The 23,097-nt window shown below is 62.2% G+C and carries 9 protein-coding genes; 7 read left to right on the top strand and 2 right to left on the bottom strand.

Annotation, left to right across the window (positions count from 1 at the left end):
* Window positions 1-4,768 (bottom strand): RHS repeat-associated core domain-containing protein (locus OGL93_RS18390; protein ID WP_263264287.1); only part of this gene is annotated, 4,768 nt, incomplete at its 3' end.
* Window positions 4,769-5,028: 260 nt separating this feature from the next.
* Between OGL93_RS18390 and OGL93_RS18395 the strand changes: the two genes are divergently transcribed.
* The 7 genes from OGL93_RS18395 to OGL93_RS18425 all read left to right on the top strand — a co-directional run bounded on the left by OGL93_RS18395 (window position 5,029) and on the right by OGL93_RS18425 (window position 22,480).
* Window positions 5,029-6,834 (top strand): hypothetical protein, encoded by a 1,806-nt coding sequence (locus OGL93_RS18395; protein ID WP_263264288.1) that lies wholly within the window; start codon window positions 5,029-5,031, stop codon window positions 6,832-6,834.
* A 16-nt stretch (window positions 6,835-6,850) separates the two neighbouring features.
* Window positions 6,851-13,945, top strand: a complete 7,095-nt coding sequence (locus tag OGL93_RS18400; RefSeq protein WP_263264289.1) for a hypothetical protein — start codon at window positions 6,851-6,853, stop codon at window positions 13,943-13,945.
* Window positions 13,942-16,227: a hypothetical protein gene (locus OGL93_RS18405; protein ID WP_263264291.1), complete on the top strand. Its 2,286-nt coding sequence runs from the start codon at window positions 13,942-13,944 to the stop codon at window positions 16,225-16,227. Before OGL93_RS18400 ends, OGL93_RS18405 begins: the two co-directional genes overlap by 4 nt.
* A gap of 55 nt (window positions 16,228-16,282) precedes the next feature.
* The gene (locus OGL93_RS18410; RefSeq protein WP_263264292.1) at window positions 16,283-18,319 is read left to right on the top strand and encodes a hypothetical protein; all 2,037 of its coding nucleotides are present in this window, start codon (window positions 16,283-16,285) and stop codon (window positions 18,317-18,319) included.
* Window positions 18,320-18,520: 201 nt separating this feature from the next.
* The gene (locus OGL93_RS22255) at window positions 18,521-20,653 is read left to right on the top strand and encodes an autotransporter outer membrane beta-barrel domain-containing protein (protein WP_263264293.1); all 2,133 of its coding nucleotides are present in this window, start codon (window positions 18,521-18,523) and stop codon (window positions 20,651-20,653) included.
* A gap of 23 nt (window positions 20,654-20,676) precedes the next feature.
* Entirely contained in the window at window positions 20,677-22,119 is a 1,443-nt protein-coding gene (locus OGL93_RS18420; RefSeq protein ID WP_263264294.1) for a hypothetical protein, read from the top strand.
* Window positions 22,120-22,219: 100 nt separating this feature from the next.
* Window positions 22,220-22,480, top strand: coding sequence for a hypothetical protein (locus OGL93_RS18425; protein ID WP_263264295.1), 261 nt, complete (start codon window positions 22,220-22,222; stop codon window positions 22,478-22,480).
* Window position 22,481: 1 nt separating this feature from the next.
* On the opposite strand, the gene OGL93_RS18430 is transcribed toward OGL93_RS18425, so the two are convergent.
* On the bottom strand, window positions 22,482-22,964 hold the full coding sequence (locus OGL93_RS18430; protein WP_263264296.1) for an N-acetylmuramoyl-L-alanine amidase: 483 nt from the start codon (window positions 22,962-22,964) through the stop codon (window positions 22,482-22,484).
* Between the last annotated feature and the right edge of the window lie 133 nt (window positions 22,965-23,097).

Consider the following 23,097-nt stretch of genomic DNA (forward strand, 5'->3'; position numbering starts at 1 on the left):
TAACCGCGCCGGTACTGGCACGGCGGTTCGCCGACCCGGGTGGGCCACCTTCGTCAAACAGACGGGGTAGCCCTAAATCATCTACATGGTCGGCTAAGTCCCCGGTTATGTTTGAACCTGGCGTTAAATCCGTTATCCCCGTCCCAATGCCCCGTGCCGCTCCCACCGCTCGCCCCGCCTTGAGCGCCTTGAACGCCTGGTTCGAAGCCATGCCGCTGAACACCCCCAGGCCGATTGCGGCGTAGGTCAGGGCCTCGTTGTCCTCGTCGAGCATCGAGGCCACACCAACCCCCAATGCCACCACCCCGGCGGCCGCGGCCCCCACGGCTACCAGCCCGCCGGTGGCGGCGGTGGCGGCCAGGAAGCCTAGCTTGAGCAGCGAGAACGCCTCATAGCCAATGAACAACCAACCAACGGTCTTCAGTATTCCACTCAACCAGCCACCGCCTTGCTCCTGCTGTTGCATTTCCGGTGGCGGCACGTAATACGGCAGGTTGCTGGCCGTCCATTGCGGCATATGCCCGGTTGGATCGGAGAGCATCACCGGATTGCCCCGGCAGTAGGCATAGGGGTTCAAGCCACCTTCATCGAACGGGCTGGCGTCATCCGGGGCGAGAAAGCGCATCAGCGTCGCGTCGTACAAACGGTAACCGCGCCCCAACAGGTAAAGGTCGCTGCCTGGCCCTTCGCGCAGCTCGCCGTTGAAACCCAACTCACAGCTCAGCGGTTCGGCCCCTTGGCTGTTGCCATAGGCGTCGTAGACGGCGGCGTGCAAGGTGTTCTCGCGCCATTCCCCGGTCACGCTACCGTTGCGGTCGGTGAGTAACGCGGTCGCCCCGGCCTCACCTGCCTGCAGCATCGCCAAGGGAATGCCCGCGGCGGTCAAGTAACGCTGAACCTGCGCGCCACGACGCAGGTGGTCCACGGCCAGGCCATCGTAGAAGCGCTGCTGGTCGCCGCTGCCGTCATCCACAGCGCACAGGCTGCCCTGCGGGTCGTAGCGGTAGCGGCGGCGGGCGGCGCCCGGTTGGCTTAGGCTGGCCAGACGGCCGAAGGCGTCATAGCTCAATTGCCAGCCGCTGCTGCGCCCTTCAAGGCGGCCGTTGGCATCGTAGGTGAAGGTTTCCTCCTCAACGGTTTTAACGGCTTTGTCCACGGCAATGTGCGTGTGCATCAGACGACTGAGCTGGCAGGGGTCCGGTCCTTCGAAGTACGCCTCGGTCACGCGCATTTCGCCGTTGGCATACGTTGATAACACCGCCGTCAGGTTGTCCAGCGCATCGAACTCGAACAGCTGGTGGGCCAATGGCTGGCCGAAGCTGTCGTGCGGCAAGTCCTTGGGTGAGCCTTCGTTGGCCTGTTCGATGAGGCGGTTGCGTACGTCGTAGACGAAGGTTTCGCACAGCACCTGTTGGTCGGTGTCGTTGAAGGTCAAGCGCTTGGCCAGATGGCCATTGCCGTTGAATGCGTGGGTGTAGCGGCGCAGCAGGCTGCCATCGCGCAAGGTGCGCCGTTCGGTCTCGCGCCCGAGGCTATCGTAGGTCGACTCAGTGGTCTGTGCGCCACAGGTGCGTTGGTATACCTGGCCGAAGCTATCGTAGGTCAAGGTGGCGGTTTCGACGGCGGCGCCCTGCTCGGCGTGCTGCTGGTGCAGCCGCCCGGCGCTATCGTAGTGATAACGGCTGGCGCCGGAGGCCAGGTCGGTGCGGTTGACTCGGCGGCCGGCAAAGCTGTGGCGATAGTGGGTGGTGTAGGTTTGGCCCTGATCGGTGCGCAGGTCCTCCAGCAATTGGCCGGTGCGCGAGTACCGATAGGTGTTGGCAATGGCCGCCGGGCCGTGCGTCAAGGCCTGCCCCTGTGCATCGGTGGGTTCGGCGGCGAGCAGCTGCGCGGTGGTGAGATCGTAACCGTAGCGGAAGTTCATGCCGCCACCTTGGACAGTCAACGGGCTGCTGGTGAGGGCTGGCTTGTAGGTGTAGTGGATTACCTGCCCATCGGCCTGCCGGACCTGGCTCGGCGAAGGGCTGGCGCCGTCATAGCTGTAGCGTTGGGTACGGCCGCCCTGGGTTTGTTCGGTCACCCGGCCCAGGCCGTCGAAGGTGCGTTGCGCCAAAAGCACAGGGCTTGGATTTGGGGCCCCGTACTGGGCATAGTTGAGTTGGGTGACCCACGCCTCGCGGCTATGGGCGGCGAAGCCTTGCCCGAACACGTCGTTATTGGGCTGTGTGGTTTGCTCCACGCGGCCCCAGGGGTCGTAGCGCATAAGGGTGCGCTGCGGCGTGCCCAGGGTTGTGCCGAGGCGAAACTGCTCGGTTTGCTCGATGCATTGGCCCCAGCCGTCATAGGTGTAACGGGTGCGCTGCTCAACGTTGCCCTCGGCCAGCATTACCTCGGTGAGCACGGGCTTGCCGAAAATCCCCAGCTCGGTGCGAGTTTTGCCCTGGACGGCGCGTTGGCCTCCGCTGGCAGCGATGCTTTCCAGCCAGTGGGTGGTAATCGGCCCGGCTTCGCCGAACGGTGACGTTTCACTAACCTGACGCGTGCCATCAGGGAGCAGCGTCGCCTTTACCTGGCCCCAGTCGTCGTATTCATAAGCGCGGCTGAGTGACACCACCGCCCCCTCGTTGCCGCAGTCGTCGTAGTCGATTTCCTCGACCAGCCGACCGAAAGCGTCATAGCGGCCCTCCCAGTACAGCCCCCCATCGCTGCCGGGGCGTTCGCCCGCTTGCCAGCCCTCGCTGCGATGGCGCTGGATTTCCCTGCCCAGGCGGTCGTATACGGTGCGGGTGGTTACGCCCACGGCGCTGGTTTGCTCAGCCTCGGGCAGGCCACTGTTACCGCTGTGGTGGTAGGCGAAGGTCCGCTCGGCGGGTGCCTCTGGATCCTGCACGCAGGCGCTTATCAGCCGTTGCAAGGCATCGTAAACATATACAACTTCGGTGCCCTCGGTGTCTTTGCTCCACAAGGTCAAGCCGCTGGCGAGGTCTTGCTCGCGTACCGCGGCGTGCCCGCAGCCATCATGGGCCGAGTACTGCACGTGGGTCCGCAAGCGGCTGCCGAGCGCCCGCTCGGCGGTTGGTTGGGTTTTTTCATACCGGTGCTGTTCCACGGACGTGGTGCGCTGCTCAGGTGTTGCCGCTTGCCATAAGGTTTCCCGGAGGGTTTTTATCCGACCATGCTGGTGGCGTCCTTCGCTGGCAGGGGAGTGGTAATACTCGATCGCCTGCTCGTGGTGCGCGGTGACCCCGCCTCGCGTGCTCTGGGTATGGATGCTCACCGCTTGTATGGCAGCACCTTGCGGCGTGGGTTTGCCGGGTGTCGCGCTCACGCACTCGACCCGCCCGTGGCGGTAGGTCGTCACGGTGACGTCGTCGAACCACAGGTCGCCTGGCTTGCGCGCTGGCCGTACGGTGATGGTGCGGTAGTGCCGTACGAACCCCCACGGGTCGGCTGGGCAGGCGACCCCTTCTGCGTCGGTTTCCCCTGCCGCCGGGTAATAGGTGTACTCGGTCTCCTGGCCAGTGGGCAGGCGTTGGTAAGTGAGGTTGCCGTAAACGTCGAACTCGGTAGTGGTGGTTTCGACGCGCGCCTTGGCCTGGCCTTCAATCCGCCACCGGGTGGTCGCACTGCTGGGCAATTGGAACTGCGGCGGTTGTGCTTCGAAGGCGGCACCGGCCTTGAGGTGATACTGCGTGGTTCGTTCGGTGATGCACTGGCCTTGTTGGGTGGTTTCACTGATCAACAGATGGAAGCTGTTGTACACGCGGGTGGTGGTCCGGGTTTCATCATCGTTTTGCTGAATGTGAACCACGCTGTAGGTGTAGTCCGGTGATGCCCGGTACAGGTTGTCGGTGCCGTCGCTTTGCCAGTTGTTTACCCCGCCGAAGCCCAGGAAGTTGTGGTTGTCGTCGCCATAACGGTATTGGCTCACCATCACAGCGGACCCCGGCCCGGCATCCACTTCGTGGCGGCTCACCCTGGGTACATTGGGCATGCCGTTGCCGGGCACCAAGTGATAGCCGTCGTAGGTAAGGCGCTCGATCGCGCCCAGTGGCTGGGTCACCTGGGTGATGTTGGCATAGGGAACGCTGTCGCCGGTGTACTCGAACGCCCAGGCGCCGCCGACGTCCTCGGGCAGGTCGAGGCTGCGCAGCCTGCCGTTGGCGAAGTTCATGGCGAGTTCGCCACTGGGGGTGATGATCCGGATCAGGTTTGTACCGGTCTTGATCAACTGGAGCAGCACCTGGTCGTGGTCATCCTTGATCGTCGACAGCCGAGGCCGGCCCTCATCGCTCTCGTAGGTCAAGTGCAGTGCATGGCCAGTCGGGCCCTGGAGCATGTGCGGCATTAGATAATCGCCCACCCCAGGGTTGCTCAAGTGTTCCACCGCACCGGTGCGATGGATGATCTGCGCAGCCGACGGGCTGTGCTGCAGGTAACGGAAGCTGGGCAGCTTGCGCTCCGATATACCAGGCTCCGAACCACTGCCATCGACCCTGAACTGTTCGCCAGTGCTGAGCTTGAGCATGCGCGGTTCGCTCAGGTGTACGTGCGACAGATTGGTCGACCAACCCGCACCTAGCCCCCAATTGTCTCCGCCGATAGGGTTGAACATCAGCGCCAGGGAAAATTCCGGCCCCGATAGTTCACCCGAGATGATGCTCGGCAATGCCAGGCTAAAGGTATACAAGCCCGTTCGCGGGTCCACGCCGCCGCTGGCGAAACTGGGGAAGTTCTGGGCATTAGTGTGAATGTTTTCATTGGCCATGTCGGTTTTCCCGTAGGTCTAGGCAATTGAAAATAGCCAGTGAGTGTTCCTGACGTCTCAAAGAGTATGCCGTGCACCACAAGGATTTAGACCTAGCAACTTTGTTAGGGGGAGCAGCATCGCTCACGCTGTTAGAGAATTCTTGGTTTCCGATAAATTTGAAATAAAGGGTGCACATCGCTCACCTAGCAAAGTTGCTAGGTAGGCAGCATGGAAGGCGTTTGCCACAGTGGTGCTTCAGTTACCACGGAGTGTATGCCATGCCGGCGCAAGATCCTACTTTGCCCCCCGTCATCGCCGAATTAATCGAAGCAGGCTACTTGGATGAAGTCCAAGTGCCGGCGCAAGGGTTGCCAGCGACAATCACTTACAGCGGACTTGAGATAACCGATCAGGTGGTGGTCCATTGGTATTCGGTTGCTACCGATGGCCGTGTCTCGGATTGGACGAAGGCCTGGACGCTCAGCCCCGGCGAACCCGACTACGACCACGCCACCGGAACCCTACGTTTCGTTTTGCCGAAGATGGTAATCACACCTGCCGTTGGCGGCCAAGCGTTCTTGAACTGGGAGTTGCGAAAGCAACGCGACATCGAGGCTACATCCAGCCAACGGTTGGCCCTGCACGTGGGCCGTCTGCCGCCTGTGATACAGGTGCGACACTCTCATCAGTTGCAGATCGCACCTGCGCTCAGCACTGGGAATGTCGAAGTGGTAGGCCCGGCGTATACCTCCCTGCGGGTGGGGGATGTGGCCACCCTGCATGCCATTCGCGATCCAGAGGGCAGCCCCCAGGCCAGGAGCTACCAGCTCGTGATCGAGGCCAAGCACCTCGGCCAACCCTTGATGTGGCAAGTGGAAAAAACCTTCCTGGCCGCCGCTCAGGCCTTGAAAAAACCGGTCGACCTTTACGTAGAGCTGTCCTTGGGCGGCAGCGCCGGGGTACCGGCGAAGTTTGCCCGCCAGCGTTACGAAGTAGTGCCTCAGTTGCCCGACCGCGAGGGGCCGGTCGAGCTGCCGGGGGTGACCCGGGCCGAGGATATACCCGAGATTGACCCTGCCGATTTCCCGGGCGGGCTGGACGTTCTTATTCCGCTGGCCGATGTGGTTCAGCGAGGGGACATCGTCCTGCTCCGTGTCTCGACCACCCGAGGCACCGAAGACCTGCGCATCCAGGCCATTGCCGACCTGACCACGGTGAAAACCGGCTACCTGGGCGTTACGCTGCCGCAGGCCTGGCTGCTGGCCAACGATGGCCAGGACGTTACCTTCGAGTGGCAGGTGGACCGCGTAGGCGCCAGCTTCAGCGGGCAGCCGCTGGGGGTACAGGTGCAGTCCGGGCGCATTCTGACCTGGCCAAATGTGCCCCAGGCCACTGCCGAAGGCCAGGAACAGGGGGACTTCAAGGGCTTCGTTGAGGCGTCGCGCGTGACCGCAGGCCTGCGCGTGGAGGTCCCTGCCGACTTTGCCTTGCGGCCGGGCGAAGTGCTGAGCGTTCACTACGACGGTGACCCCGCGGGTGGGCGTTACCAAACCAGCACTCCTATCAGTGGCCAAGAGCGTGCGTTCTTCATCCCGGCGCAATACCTGGCGCCCAACATGGGCGGGGAGGCCAAGCGCGCGCCCATTTATTACACCCTCCAGCTCGCAAGTGGGGCGGTAATGAAATCCCCGAACTACCAGCTACTGGTGAACAGGCTGCCTGCTAGTGCTTTAACGAACATTAAATGCCCGCAGGCGCCCGGCGGCTCTCCCTTATCCATTAGGGATTTAATTGCCTCGCATGGTGGCCAAGCCGATGTGATACAGCCCGCCTGGCTACTAATGGCACAGGGGCAACGCATTCTGGTCAGTGCCATTGGTGTGTCCAGGCAAGACGGCAGTGAGCTCACTTATACCCTGCTCGATGGCCTCGCGTCGGCCCCGGATGAAATTGCCACCGTGTTGCCCGTAAGTTTCTTGCAGCAACTTATGCTGAACGAACAATTTTACATCGTTGTGAAAATTGCCTTCGATACAAAGAACTTCATGCTGCAGAAATCAACTCCATTGCAGTTGGTCGCTTAATAAGCGGAGATAAAACATGAGACTTGACGAACTACTCCTGGAACTAAAGAAACAAAGCCATACTCTGGGTTGGGGCGCGGTAATGGCCATCAGCCAACGCCAAATCAATGAGCACCTGGCCCTGGCCTATGACGCGTCCATGTCCCGGTTGCCCGCCCTTAGCGCCAGGATCAACTTACTGCAAGATGCCAGCGAATTCCTCGAGGCCCAGGGCTTAAGCTTGGGCGCTCCCCAGTTGGGATTGGGGCGCCAGGTCATCGGTACCCGGGTTGCCGTGCGCTTGCCTTTGGTGGCAGGGGCCGGGGTGTATCGGCAAATCCCGGGGCGGTCGGCCTCCAGCGGTAAATTGCTGACCACCCAGTCGATCAGCGCCGAAGCCGGTTATCACCTTGACCTCACCGCCGAGGTCAAGGTGGCCATCGATGCGTTCGGGAACCGCGCCCATCTGTTCCTCGACCTGACCACGGCCACCAACGCCAGCTGCAACCTGTGGCCCTATAGCGAGGGCGCCAACCGCATTGCCAGCACGCTATTGGCCCATGTACAGGGATTACCCCGGGCCTTTAGCCAGGTGCCGTTGGCCAGCGTAGACCTGAACGTTCGCGACGGGTTTAGCGTGAAGGACCTGCGGCTGGCCTTCCAGGCCAACCCGGAGACCTCCGACGACGGCGCCTTGCTGGTGTTCATGCAGCTCAATACGCCGGATACCTTCGGCAGCGGATTGCCGGGGCCAAACTTCCCCTACCTGATCCCCTCGGATACCAATGCCGCCGGCGAGCCACTCTATGGCGTGACCTGGTTGGTCAAGGATGAGTTGGCTGACCTACTCGCCTCTGAAACCTCTGGGGCCCTGCCGGCTTGCATCCGGCACACCACCTTCGGCGACGACCAGGTGCTGCGCGAAGGCGTTCGCCACGTCCCCAAGGATTGGGCGGTGTTCGGGCAGCTCAAGGGCAGCGGTAGCGAGTTGGCCATCGTCCCCCACGAAGCGCAGTTGGTGGCGGGGCAAACCCTGCGGTTTACCTTGCAGGCCAGCGATGGTACGCCGCTGCCCGGCGTTACCTGGTTGCCACCTGTTCCGCACACCTCGCAGGCCCAGGCTGGCACCATCGACATGGCGGGGAATTTTACCGCCCCGGCGGCGGCCTCGTTTCCCGCGGATGTGATCGAGGTAAGCCTCATTGCCCAGCGCATGGTCAACGGGCAAACCGTGCAGGCCTCTACGGTGGTGAAGATCCGCCGCGAAGCCTTTATGCAGCAGGCACCGATGCAGGTCCTGAACCTGTGGCGCGATGACGCCAAAAGCCGAACGCTAGGCGCCCTGAGCCTGGACGAAAACACCCTCCAGTGGGCGCTGGTAGATACACCGCTGGCCGGGGAAGCGGTGCAAGCCGACCCTGCTCAGCCGCGGCTGGCGCAATACACCGCGCCCACGGACTTGAATACACCATTGGCGGTGCGATGGGTGCAGGTTGGGCAACACAACCGGGCGGCCCACGCTGGCCCGGCGAGCAGGGCAGGGTTGATCGTGGTGAAGCATGAGCACCCACTCAGTGTGGAGCCAGCGCTGGCCGAGCGGGTGATGCCGGGCAGCACCTGCAGGTTCAAGGTGCTGGAATTGAGCGATGGGGTCATCACCCTGGCCGATGGCCGAACCCACACCGTGGGGGTAAACGAAAACCCTTGGTCAGTGATCGGTGAGGGCAGCATTACCGAGCAGGGGGTGTATAGCCCGCCTGCTAACCCGACGTTGCCGTTCGATGTGGTGTATTTCAACGCGGCCGGGGTTCTCGCCGGCTATGCGGTGGTCAAGACCGGGCAAGCCAGTGCCGCGCAGAACACTTGGTCGGAGTTGGCAAAATTCTCGCTGACCGTGGATTACGGCAACGTGCTCTATGCCAACGGTGGCCAGCAGGTGCCGGTGAAGATCTCCGTCATGACCAAGCCAATCCTCGACCCCATAACCGGCACCTGGCACGTGCCGATTTCGCCGGTCGAGCTGGCCTCGGTGCACTTGATCGACAAAACCACGCGTAACGAAGTGCCGATGCTTGAGCCTTTTGAAGAGGGCCTGGCCGAAGGCCGCCTGTGGGCGACTCGTACAGCCCGTAACCGCTATGACCTGCCGCAAGGCACACAGGCCGAGGCTAGCGTCTCTCCCTTGGCCGAGGGTGATGTGCAGCGCACCCGCACTCGCACGCTGTACGTGCACACTCATTCCACCGCACCGCTGGAGTTAGCCGCCGCCTTCATCGCGAGCGGTGGCATGGGTGGCCGCTACGAATCCGACAGCGCCGCCTACGAAGGCCCCACCTCGCTGACGATTACCCCGCAGCGGGTGCTGCCCTTCGATCGGCACGCCTACCGCTTCCCCGACGGCGGGGACGAGGGGCAGAGTTCCCAGCTCGATAAACCCACCTATTGGCGTGGCCGGGAGTACACGGGCGGAGACGGTGAGCTGGAACAGTGGTACAGCATGGCCAGTGATACCACCACCCGTTATTCACTGTCGTTGGCCCAGCCGGGCCGTACCTTCGTTTCGATGGGCCTTATCAGCAACCCGGACGATTCGCAGCCGGCTCCGGACGAGCTGGTGGTGAACCAAGTGCGCTGGGAGTCTGAGTTCTGGGGGGAGGGTGGTTTCAGTTATACCGCGGCGGCGCTGAACGGAACGGCACCGGTTGCGGGCACTCCGGGCAGCCGATACGTGGGCCTGGGCCTCCCGTTGCGACGGCTCGACGCGCAGCAGCGCCAGGCGGGGTTGCCCATTCGCACACCCGCCAACGGCCCTTACCCGGATCCACCCAAGTCAGTGCCGCTGTTCGACGAGCTGGCGGGCACGCCGCCGGTGGGCAGCGTGGCGGTGCTGCTCGAACGCCGCGGCGACATGCATTATCAATGGCCCGATCAAGCCGCGGGTGACCAAGTGAAGGCCTGGCAAAAAGAAATGGCCTCCCCCTTGAGCATGAGGCTACGCGATAACGTCGGTAACTTGCACCGCGTAGCCATTGGTTTTCGCCCTGAAAACAACCAAACCAGCGGCCGTGACGACCTGCGCATGGTGTACCCCGCCGGCGCATTGCCCGCCGACGACGGTGGAGCGTCAGGGTCCAGCAACGGTGCTACAACAGGCACAGCCGCTGGCACCCACAGCAAGAAGACACCCCGCGCGCCCGCTTCGGCGCTGCATTCCAACGCGTTCAATTTCCTGAGCTTTCTAGAAGGGGGGGTAGACCCACGTACCGGGCAGTACACCCTGCAGTTGGCGCTGCCGCCGGTGCAGGCCAATCAGTTGGCCGGGCCAGAGTTGGCCCTGCGCCTGGGCTTCGATCCGTTCAACAACGTGGATGCCGGCTACGGCCTGGGCTGGGCACTGAACCTGAGCCAGGTGGACACCTATGGCAAAGGCCGGTTGCGCCTTAGCAGCGGCGAAGCCTACTCGCTCAACGCAGTGGGTGAAGATAACGAATACACCATGGTCGAGCGCAAGGTGCCGGTTTGCCGCCTGTTCAGGGACGGCGCCGGCTACCGCCTGGTGCACCGCGACGGCACGGTCGAACAGCTGGAGGTGCCGGGGGTGGGGGACCTGGCGCTACCGAAAACCATCCTTGCGCCAACCGGCCATCGGCTTCACTTCAGCTACAGCGACCATGAGGGTAACGCCCGGCTGCGGTGCGTAACCGACGACGTTGGGCGCATGTTGCTGCGCATAGACGCCATTGGCGGTGAATTCCTCGACTTCGTGTTCCCAGCCGAAGGCCAGGCAGACCCGGTCACCTTCAAGGCTGAGCTCAATGCCCGGCGCTTGGAGCGCCTGGTGTTACCTACCCAGGAAGCGGCCAGCTGGCGCCTGAGCTATCGCCAAGTCAACGGTTACACCTGCGTGGCCGAGGTGCAAACGCCTGCCGGTGCCCGTGAAACCATCGAGTACGATGCCACCGGCCATGGCGTGCCCGGTGATGCCAAACCGCGTTTGCCGCGGGTGGCCCTGCATTCGGTAGCACCCGGCGGCGGCCAGCCCGATCAGGTGGTCCGCTATGCCTACTCGGGCGAAAACTTCCTGGGCTACCCCAGCGTAGGTGCCTGGCACGAGGAAGAAGACAACCTCTACCAGGCCGCTTGGCACTTCACCTATTGGAGCGAGGCGACCCATACCGGCGCGGGCGAGCAGCGCCGAGTGAAGCGTACCTATAACAGCCTGCACCTGCTGCAAGAGGAGCGCACCGAGCAGGAAGGCCATGTGCACACCGTGAGCAGTGAGTTCCATTGGCGGCCGGGTGAGCCTTTCGCCGCGCAGCCGAACCAATGCCAGTTGCCGAAGAAGGTCACTACACAGTGGCGCCTGGACGGCCAGAGCGCGGTGCGCGAAGAGGTGGTTGAAACCGACTACGACAGCCACGGCAACCTGGTTCAGCACACCGCTGAAACCGGTGTGGTTACCCAATACACGTATTACCCCGGCGGCCATGACAGCGACGGCTGCCCCAAGGATCCCCACGGCTTTACCCGTTACGAGCATACCCGCACTGTGGAACCAAGCACCCGTTTCGCCGAGCCCGGCGCCGCGACCTTGGTAACCACCAGCACCTACCAGCAGCTGCCGGCACTCGATACCTCGCCCTGGCCCGGGCCAGTGCTGCCGCACACCGAGACCTTGACCGAAGCCAAGTCCGCGGCTCCGGTGCGGTTGGACACCTACACCTGGTTCGCCGACCCTGCTCAGGCGTTCACGCTGGGCCGCCTGGCCACGCAGCGCACCGTGCTTTCGGGTGACGAGCGCCTGGCCACCGTGCAGCGCTATGCCTACGCGCTGGGCGACGGTGAAGCGGGCGGCGCCACAGTACTGAAAACCGACATCACCACCGAAGGATTCGACGGCACCCAGCAGGTCAAATACCTGGAGCAATCGACCGTAACCGGCTTGATGCTGCTAGAGCGTGACACCCAGGGCGACGACGAAAACGTCGACATCCGCAGGCGCTACGATGCCTTGCAGCGGGTGGTCGAAGAAACCATCGCCCCTGGCACCCCGCAGGAAGCCAGCCGGGTGTTCAGCTATCGGCTGGTGGATAACGCAGGCGCCGGCGCCGAGCAAACCGTGACGGATGTGAAGGGCCTGCGCCTGCGCACCCAGGTGGATGGCCTGGGCCGCGCTATCGCCGAGCACCGTCGCGAGCCCGGCGCCAGTGCTGAGATGCAAACCTATGCGGCGCGCTACGACGGCTTGGGGCAATTGAGGCAAGCCACCGAGTGGGACGATTTCGGCAGCCAACGCAGCGCGGTGGCGATGACCGAACACTACGAGTACGACAACTGGGGTGAGCGCTGCGCCACCCTGGGCGCGGATGGGGTGCGCCGGGTCGAGCTGGTCGACCCGTTGGGGGTACCCAATGAAGGCGTTACCCAGGTGCGCCGTACCCGGCTTGAGAGTAGGGACGGCAGCGTCATCAGCGGCGAAGAAGTGACCTACCTCAACGCTTTCGAACAAGCAGTGAAAACACTTCGCCGGGAAGACCAGGCGGGGCGCGATACCCACCTGTACGAGTACACCTATGACGGGCTTGGCCGCAAGGTCAAGGAGGTCAACCCGCTCAAGCAGACAACCCAGTACACCTACGACCTGTTCGACCGCGACCTGCAAACCACGTTGCCAGACGGTGCCAAGGTCAAGCGCAGCTATGCCGCTCATTCCGTCGAGGACCTGCCTACTCGGATCGCCGTGGTAGATCCCGCGGGCACTGAACACCTGCTCGGCACCCAGGCGTTCGACGGGGTGGGCCGAATGATCGAAGCGGTGACCGGTGGCCGTAAGCGGCGTTTCAGCTACAAGCACAATCAAACCCGCCCCGAAACGGTGATCACTCCCAAAGGAATCACCCTGGCCTACGAGTACCAGCCAAGGCTCGGCGACCAGCCCATCCTGCGGCGAGTGGGCGAGGGTGCCGCGGCGCTGGCAGGCAACGAGGAACGCTACGAATACGACCCCAAGGATGCCCGCCTGGTGCGCTGCCTGCGTGCCCAGCAGGAGGTGCTCACTCGTAGCTACCACAGCAACGGCCGGCTGCTCAGCGAAACGCGGCAGCACGATGGTCGCCAGCAGGTGATGCATTACGCCTATAGCGTGCAAGAGCGTTTGCTCAGCTACACGGACGTCACCGGCCAACAGCAAAGCTACCGCTACGATGCCGCCCATGGCGGGCGCCTGCAGGCCAGCAGTGCCAATGGCCTGGAGTGCACGGTTGAATACGACGCCTTGGGGCGCGATAGCCGGGTTACCACGGTCGACACGCAGGCACGCACGTCACTGGCCACGAGCTTGCGCTACGACGCTTACGGCCGCGAAACCGAGCGCTGCTTCCAGTTCGCCCAAGGCGAGTGTGAGACGTTGGCCCAGCAGTACGACGAGCTGGACCGGATCACCCGTAAAACCCTCACCGCTGCCGACGGCAGCGTGCTGCGAGACGAAACCTTCGAGTACGACAGCCGTGGGCGCTTGAGCATTTATGCCTGCACAGGGCCGGAATGCCCGCTGGACCCGTACGGCAACCAGATCAGTGCGCAGATCTTCGAATGCGACGCGCTCGACAACCACACCCTGGTGATCACCACCTGGACCGAGCAGGCCTCCCGCCGCGCCCAACAGGCTTACCGTGCCGGGCGCACCGGCAAGGCGCTGGCCGAGGCGGCTGGCGAGGGCATGAACGTGGCCCTGTACCTGTTCGAGAACCCTGAAGACCCGGTTCAACTCACCGGCATCGTCAACGAAGGGGACGGCGGTTATCCCCCGGAAGTGGCATTGGCCTACGACGCCGACGGCAACCTGCTGAACGACGAATGGGGGCGCAGTTTCAGCTACGACGAGCTCGGCCGCCTGGTGCACGTGGAGGGCTTGGCCGGCGAAACCCCTAACACCTACCACTACGACCCACTGGATGTGATCAGCGCGCGTATTGAAGCGGCCAACGACGCCGGTGAAGGCCGGTTCTATTGCGACGGTGTGCTGCACACGTTGTTGGAGGCAGGCGACGCCACGGTGATCGTGCGCGCCGGTGACCACTTGTTGGCCGAACAACATCAATCCGCCAAGGAAAATAAAGGACAAGCCCTATGAACAACACCTATGAAAACATCGACCAGTTGTTGGACTGGTTCAGAGAAGAGCCTCGGACCAAACGTTGGGACGCGATGCTCGCATTCGACCAGGCCACAACCAATACTCTGTTGTTGCAGCAATATATCGAGCGCTTCAACAGCGACAGCTACCTCGAACCGGTCAACGGCACCATAGACTTGGGCAGTGGCCGGGTTGCGGAAATTCACAACTATGTGTTCGACAAACCTCGGCTGTCATTCGAGAACGCAGACCTCGATGCGCCTACTGCTACTTTGCGTATTCAGGGGCTGGGCGGCATGCGGTTCGACTGGGATACCTCTGGTGCCACCCGGCAGTTGAAATCCATCGCCTACGAATCTCCCATCAACGGTGACGTCCATCAATCAATCGTGACGCTTCGCGATAAAAGCGTCTCAGTGCGCGAGCACCAGGTGATCATTGACACGGCAAGTGGTCGCGAACCGCTACTAAAGTTTGGCGCCACACTCAACGAAAAAAAGAAAGCCGGCGCCTGGATCAAAAGAGCGTTTGAACTGAAGCCACCGGAAGTGCGGGAATATGTACTCAGCGAGCTGAAGGGCGAGGCGGGGTCGCCGTTCGAGCCGGAGCATATACTGTTGCTCACCCAGCCTGCACCCGGAAGCAAACAGCGCGACAGCGCTCGGTACGGTGACGGCGCCGTGCTTGCCTTCGTTAGCATGAAAGGCGGCACCGTGGGAGACCGGCCAACCGCGGCCGATCCAACCTGGCGTTATCTGCTCGACCCCAGCCCTGATGGGCATTCGGCGATGTTGGTGCTGAGCCAGAAGTTTGTTTACCAAAATCTGTTGTTCCCAGCGTTCATTGGTGAAATGACCGATGGTAAAAATAGCCTTCGGGGTAGCCTGGAGGCCGGGTTTGTGGAGCTCAGGCCTTGGCTTCGGTTAGTAGGGGCTAGTGGAACATATGATTGCAAGTGGGATTTAAGTGCCGAGGATACTGGCCGTTTAGCGCTTGCGGCCGTTGCACTTATGCAGCTGAGGACTTTTTATATAGGTAGAGTTTATAATGACCCCCTCCATCTAGATTCAGCCAGCATAGTATTTAGGATAGAAGGGGCGATTAGTTGGCTGGTAGAGGGCGACATAGGTACTGGAGAAACAACATTAAGTATGCAGACCTGGCTTTCTCCTATCGTGAATGAAACAGGTTCTGTAAGTTTTTCTTTTGTTTCTGGCGGGTGGATGCGGACAGATCATTTGGATGTAGAAAAATGCTTCGGAAGTAACGAAAATCCTGCGGTGATCTTGGGGTCGGCGGTATTTAAAGGCCTTGAAGAGCGCCTTCTTACAGTAGATACCGCTCGCCTTTCAAATATTGTACTAGCGGGTGAGCGTCCCGTTCATCTAAAAGGTGCCGTACTAACAGGCGACCTGGTGATGTACGGCAATGTATCTAGCGAACGCACCGGCCTGGCGCTCAACCGCCAGGAAGTTATAGTCGGCGCCGGCAATACCTTCCAGTTCTCTACCAACGCCTCCGATGACATTCAGTGGGCGGTCGAACTAGTGGACGGCGAGGCGGCCAACGAGGGGACCATCTCCAGCAGCGGGTTGTACACGGCCCCTGAACTCACTTCGCGCTGGGCACGGGTGCGCCTTACTGCAACTCGTGCCAACCAGGCCACCCAAGCCCTGATCACCGTGGTCAGAGAGCAGGCCGTGGTATCGCCGGCTATTCAGATTGCGGTGGCAGGCGCTAGCGCAAAATACTTCGTTCGAGGCGGCGCGGCGGGTGATTGGGAATGGGATACCACTGGGCTCAAAGGCACGCTTCAACAACCTGTGCCAGAACCCGGCGATGAATTCGAGCCAGGGGACATGCAGTACGTGCCACCGGCCAGTATCGATACTGATTTCATCATCGAAGACATCAAGATCAAGGTCGGTTCGAACATTACTACCAGCAAGGTGGTGGTGATCAAAGGCAATATCGTCACTGTCATGGCTGAGGTAGCGCCTGATGGCAATTCCGCTACGTTGACAGCCAATATGGCGGGCAGTCCCCTGCCGGTTCCGCCAGTCTTTACCAAGATTGCCGGTGGGGGAACGCTGACTGACAACGTGGTGACATCGGAGGGCCCGAACACAGAACCCTATATCGTTGTGCAGGCCGCTGTAGAACTGGCGCCTGGATTCAGCTTTTCGGGCTACCTTCTGCTCCCCCTGCCGCTGAGCGTGCTCGAAGGCACCCAAAGCCAGGCCGTTTTGCAAGACCCAACCCTTAGCTTCACCTTCTGACAGCTGCCGAGCCCGGCAGCCTGTTCAGGTTGCCGTGGCCAAGGAGAACACGGTTATGACTATCTTCAACGATGCAAGCGTGTCCGTTGCCACCCGCCAAGCCCGCCACCAACGCCTGCTCGACTCGCTCGGGCCGCTGGCGGGGCCGGTGATCACCATCGACCCTAAGTACTTCGTCGATAAAGACTTGAGCGACCCCGATAACGACCGGACCTTGCTCCGCCCTGAATGGCGCGATGGCCTGGATATCACAGGTACGTGGGCGGTGTCCGGCGGCCTGCTGCCGCCCAAATTCAAGCTCGAAGCGGCCAGTGGAAGCCCCGATGGCACTTACATCTTGCTCCACGAAGCCACGCTCGCGAGGGGAGATAAAAGCCATACGTACACTATCCCGCCTGCAGCCCTGCCTTGGGAGGGCGACGTCTACCTGCGGGTTTTGATCAGCATCAATAATGGCGCCGACGAACCTAGCGAACCCTTCCTCGTGCGCTTGGACAAGGTCGCCCCTTATGAAGGGTCCGGTATCGAGCACCCACCTGCACCCGTTCCTGCCTCGAAAATCGTGACCGACGCCGACCTGGCGGCGGGTTTCTCCCTGCAAATACCTGGGTATCCGGACCATCAGCCGGGGGACATGGTGTACGTGTGGCTTGAGAAAGAGCTGCCGGGTGGTAACCCGCCACAGTTGCTGGTTTCGCCTCAAGCCACCCAGGCCGGCGGCACCACCGTGCAAGTTCCTGAGGCCAACATGGTGGCCAAAGGCGACGGGCGGTTTTTCCTGGGCTACGTGCTGGCCGACAAGGCCGGGAATATCTCGGCCGTGTCAGAAGGCGCGGCGGTCACGCTGGTTCTGGGCACGCTGCCCAGTACGCTGGGCGCTCCTACGGTGCCTGCGGCAGACCCTGTAATCGACAGGGCTGACGCCAAGGACGGTGTGTATGTAGACGTTCCTGAGATGCAAGGCTGGAAAGCTGGCGACCAGGTCACGGTGACCTTCGGCGGCCAAACGTTGCCGCCTTATACGCTGAACCCCGGCGCGTATCAGGCCTTGGTCGATGTGCCGCAGCAGGTGCTGCTCAGCGTTTTCGGCACCTCGGCTACAGAGGTCGAGGTGGACGTGACTTATACCGTGTCGCGGCTGGACTGGTCCTCAGCAGCTTCGCCCGTCGAAAAAGTGCTGCTGGACCTGAGCAAAGCCGGCCCGGAAAACCCCGGTTGGCCAGACCCGGTCAACGATCAATTGCTACCGGTGGCGGTGACCAGTTCCAGTGGCCAGGAAGATGAGATTCCCGAGGCCGACCTGGGGAAGGCAGCGACCCTGACGTTTACCGTGTATCCCGACGCGAAAGCCGGCGAAACCGTCGAGTTTTTCTGGGGGGCCGCGCCGTTCGAGCAGTACACATTGACGGATGACGACATTGCAGCCAATGAAGTCGAGGTCACCATCCCTTGGGCCGCCATAGAAACCACGCTGGCTCAGGTTGCGGTAGAGGTGTTCTACCGCATCCGTTTGGCAAATGCGCCAGAGGAAAATTACCAGCAGTCGCCAAGCACGACCGTCGATGTGTCCGCGCTGCCACTGGTGGCAACGCCGGTGAGTTTTGCACAGGGAGATGATGCGTCGATTCCAGGCTATTTGATCATTGGGTGCAGTCATCTGACCGTGGTCGATGGCATCAAGTACATAGAAGTGTTGATCCCCGATCTGTCGCAAGCGCCTCACAACCAGGTGGAAGGCGATGTGGTCACCCTTAACTGGAAGGGCTTCAGTGGCACCACACTCGACGGAGACCAGATAACGGCGATCGATAAAGACGACGGCGGCGAGTTCAGCGAAAACCATACGCTGGCCGCCGATGAGCTGACCGGTTTCAGCTGGCTGGTGCCGTATGACCCCTACGGGGCAGTGACGTTTAGGTACAACGGCAGCAGCTCCGACGAAGGCATGATCCAGGTGAGCTACAGCATCCAAGCCGGTGACAAGCAAGCCGTGGCAACTGCCCCGGACAACGTCATCGCGGCGTTTTACTTACCTAGTGGCCCCTGTGGCACCAGCATCGACGCTGCCTGCACCAGCTGTCGGCTCGGTTAGTGGTTTAGGAGTTCTCCGACTTACGGGCGTGCGGGGGTTCCTTAACCTTGCCGCCCGATTCAGCCCTTCTAGCTGTAAGTAACCGGGAGCATTCTTGTGAAGCTTTTCTTATTTGAGCCGCGGCCATTGGCTGCGCGTATTCGCCTGGCCGTCATAGTAGGTGTGGGTTGCCTTAGCCCTACGGCGTGGGGCCTCCAACTCGTGTCCCAAGACACTCAGATCGACAGCTCCAGCGCTGTGGATCATTACGAAGTAATCAACGGCGCTACCCTGACAGGCAGCAACGCCACCTTGGCCTCTACGCGGGTCACCAATAGCAGGCTGGTGCTCAACGGCGGCGCCGTGGTCGGCGGGGCGGTGGCGCTCACTGGGGTCGATCTGGTCAACAGCTCGGCAACGCTCACTAACGTCATGGTGCGGGCCGACAACACGGCGTTACGCTTGCAGCCGGGCAGTACGGCGGCAGTCACCCGCGGCGGCTTAATAGGCCGCGAAACCGGGGCCACCCTGGCTACCGGCACCACCTTGTCGCTCGATGGCACCTACGTGGCCGGCACGGACGTCGCCGGAATCTACATGGGGGGGGCGAACCTCGTCGCCAATGGCGGCTCAGTGCTCGGCGGAGAGTACGGCATCGTGGTGGAAGAACTGGTACCCACGGACCGCGCAACCATCGCACTGAGCGGTACATACGTCAAAGGCCTGTCAGGCCCTGCAATTTCGGTCGGCTATCCCGGCAGCCGAGGCCAGGCCGACATTACCTTGAGCAACGGCGCCACCCTCATAGGCGGTAACGGCACCCTGGTAGACGTGGCCGACGGATCCCAGGCGACCTTGAACGTTAGCGGGTCCACGTTGGAGGGTAATCTGGCCGCGGGTGACAACGCTCATTTCGCCGTCGCCCTGGGGCAGGGGGCCAGCCTGGTGGGGGACTTTCTTGCCAGTGATACCGCCACGGCGAGCCTCGCGATGAGCGATGGCGCGCGCTTCACCGGCCGGCTGGAACACGTGGATGACGTGAGCATCGCCAGTGGTGCCACCTGGGCGCTGGTGGAAGACACCACTCAGAAAAACCTTGTGCTCAATGGCGGCGTGGTGCGCCTGGGCGAGGGTGATAGCTACCGTACGTTGAACGTTGAAAACCTCGGCGGCAGCGGTGGCCAATTCGACCTGCACACGGACTTCTCCACCGGCCTGACCGATTTTGTAAACGTCACCGGCACCTCCAGCGGCAGCCATGTGCTGAATGTGGCCAGCAGTGGCAGTGACGCCGCCCAACCACACATCGAAGTGGCCCGCACCGCGGATGGCGGCGCCGATTTCTCGCTGCTCAACGGGCGGGTAGACCTGGGCACCTGGTCTTACCAACTGGCGAGCGACGATGGCAAAAGCTGGTACCTGGATGGTTCGGACAGAACAGTAAGCCCTGGCACCGCTTCCGCCCTGGCGTTGTTCAACACGGCGCCTTCGGTGTGGTACGGCGAGCTGACCACACTGCGCAGCCGCATGGGCGAGTTGCGCTGGCGGTCCGCGGCGCCAGGCGGCTGGATGCGTGGCTATGGCAACCAGTTCAACGTGCAGGCCACCTCTGGCATTGGCTACCGGCAGCAGCAGCACGGTTTGTCTCTGGGCGCGGACGCACCCCTGCCTTGGGGGGATGGCCAGTGGATCGCTGGTGTACTGGCGGGCTACAGCCAATCGGACCTCGACTTGCAACGGGGCACCAGCGGTACGGTGAACAGCTACTACGCCGGGCTTTATGCAACCTGGCTGGACGCCAGCAGCGGGTATTACTTCGATGCGCTTGCCAAGGCCAACCGGTTTCGCAACGAAGCGGACGTCGCCCTCAGCGACGGTACCCGCACCGATGGTAACTACAGCAACCTCGGCCTGGGGGGCTCGGTGGAGTTCGGCCGCCATATCGGGCTGAACGATGGTTGGTTCGTAGAACCGTATGCCCAGGTCTCCACACTCGTCGTGCAGGGTAAAAGCTTCAGCCTGGACAACGGCCTGGCTGCCGATGGTGACCATTCGCGTTCGTTGCAGGGCAAGGTCGGCGCTACCGTGGGCCGCACCCTGGACCTGGGCGAGGGCCGCAGCGTGCAACCCTATGTACGCACCGCGCTGGCTCATGAGTTCGCCAAGCGCAATGACGTCTCGGTCAACGGCAACCGGTTCAACAATGACCTTGCGGGCTCCCGTGCGGAGTTGGGGCTGGGCGTTGCGGTGAATTTCGGTAGCCGTCTACAGGCCAATGCAGGCTTTGACTACGCCCATGGTGATGCGCTCGAACAACCCTGGGGTGTCAGCGCTGGGCTTCGTTATAACTGGTAAGCGACGCCTCGAGGAGGTGAACCATGCATGATAAAAACCTAGAGCAGGCCAGCCTCCTTCCTGCCGAAGTACCGGCCGCGCTGCCGACTTTGCCGGGCGGCCCCGTCAACGTACTACCCGTAGCGGTGCTCGCTGCCCCGCTGCAGGTAAAACTGCCGAAGTGGCCGGTCAGTGGCGGGCTGGTGGGGCCGAGAGTAAAGATCTGCTGGGATGGCGCCCTCGTTCACGACCAGCAACTGGATCGAGACTTTGACGAAGACGACCTGCTGTTCGACCTTCAGCTCAACCTTACCCACGGGCCGCATCAGCTTGATTACAACGTGACCCTAGGGAACGGCAGCGTAAGCCCGGGCGAAGCGGTCACCGTTACCGTGGATCGGGTTCCTCCTGCCCTGGGAACGCCACCGGCCCAGTTGGTGTTTCCTCCGGAGGTGGGCAGCGGGGTGACCGATGACTACCTGCAGGCCAACGGGGACCAGCTCAGCGCAACGCTGCCGGCCTATGGAGGCCAGGCACCTGGTGATCAGATCACTTGGTACTGGGACCGTAGCCTCAACGCGAATGAGCAGCTTGGTACCCAATGGGTGGCAGACCTGCTGCCGCCGATGACATTGATATTTAGCGGTGACGCGATCCGCGCGCGCGGAGATGGCGCCCGTTTCGTTCATTATCGGATTACCGATTACGCTGGCAACTCGGCGCAATCCGGCACCGTTCAACTGCCTGTGCGGGCCACCCCGGTGCCGCGAGTGCTGCCCGTGCCGCAGGCCGTTGGCGCCACAGGCAGCGGGGCGAACCAAACGCTAAGGGCCGCACAAGCGGTGGGTGGCATTCAGATCCGTATCCCTGCCAATGCGGTGATCAAGCCTGGCGAAACCGCAGCGCTGATCTTCGGCGAGCCAGGGCAGGTTGGCGGCGTGCGCGTGCCCATCGTCGGCGGTGCGGGCGATACGCTGGAGATCGGCGAGTACGAGGTCGCCGCCCACCTGGACAACCGTGTGCCGGTCCGCTACGAAACCACAGACTTACAGGGCGTGGTGCATGGGTCGGACGTGTTGCAACTGACGGTGAACGAGTCTCGCGGCTTGAATTTCCCGACGGTGCAGTGTGCCTTGGTCGATGGCTCGCAGTTGTCGCTCAGCCGTGTGCCCGCGACCGGCGCGCCCTTGAGGCTGAGCGCCTGGAGAATGATGACCGATTACCAGCGGTTGATGGTGCGTGTAACAGGAGTGGACCGCAGCGACGGCGGGGTGGATGAGGCGGTGGTCGAGGGCCGGAAGATCGAAGCCTCGGAACTGGCGACAGGCGTGGGCCAGAACGGTGACCTGGTGATTCCCAAAGCCTTGCTCAGCCGTTTGAAGCTCAACGAGAGCTTTTATGTGGAGGCGTATTTAAGCTTCGATGGCTCTGGCCGATGGCCGGCGGTACCTACGTTCATGAGCCTGGTGCCGGTGCTGGTGCGCTAGCGGCCGCCGGGTAATTACGACGCGGAGCGCATTTACAAGGCCCGGTGGCTGCTTCATATTCCAGCGTTTCGTGAACATGCATTGGTACGGAGTGTGCCCCGTGGAACAGCCCCTCAACTCGCCGTTGGATATCGTTTATATCCTGCGCATCGACGGCACCCGCTTCGGCCCTTTCGAAACGCGGCTGGAACCCAACAAGGCGCTGATCTGGGAGGTGACCCTCAATGCCGGCGCCGGCGATACCCTGGAGCATCACCGGCCCGATGGTGAAGTGGTGAGCTACGTGATCACCAACACGCACTTCCAGCCGCAAATGGCCGGGATCGAGGCGCACTACACGGTGCGCTTGCGCTACGACTGAGTCAGGAGAGTGGGTGGCTGGCCAGCCATTGCGTGACGTCGAAGCACGGGCACGCCTTGATGAACTCGTTCGGGGTGATCTTCCCGTCCCCGTTGCGGTCGGGGGAGAAGTCCCGGTGGCCACGGATTTGCGCGCCCGGGTAGCGGCCCTTGAGATCACCGAGCAGGGTGTGCAGGCAGGCGAATTGCTCGGAAGTGAAGTTGTTCTCTGGCTTGCCGTTGGGATCGAGCCCGCCCACCAGGCAGATGCCCACCGAGGCCTGGTTGAAACCCCTTACATGGGAGCCCACAGCCCCTTCGGGTCGGCCGGTTTCCAGGGTGCCGTCGCGGCAGATTACATAGTGATAGCCGATGTCCGCCCAGCCTTGGGCCAGGTGCCAACGGCGAATGTCGGCCGCGCGCACCGTGGCGCTGGCGCGGGTGGCGGAGCAGTGCACGATCAGCCAGTCGGTGCGGGAGCGGGTTTTCAAAGCGATAGTGGTCATGGGCGTCATTCCTTGGCGCGATAAAGGGTGCCCAGCAAAGCGAAACCCGGCCATGGGACGAATCCGGAAACTTTACCGCCGATGCATGCCCCGCCTGCCGTGGCGGATGCTTTTTAAGCCCTGCTCGGCTACG

The organism is Pseudomonas sp. RIT-PI-S, from assembly GCF_025642975.1.
Classification (GTDB): Bacteria; Pseudomonadota; Gammaproteobacteria; order Pseudomonadales; family Pseudomonadaceae; genus Aquipseudomonas.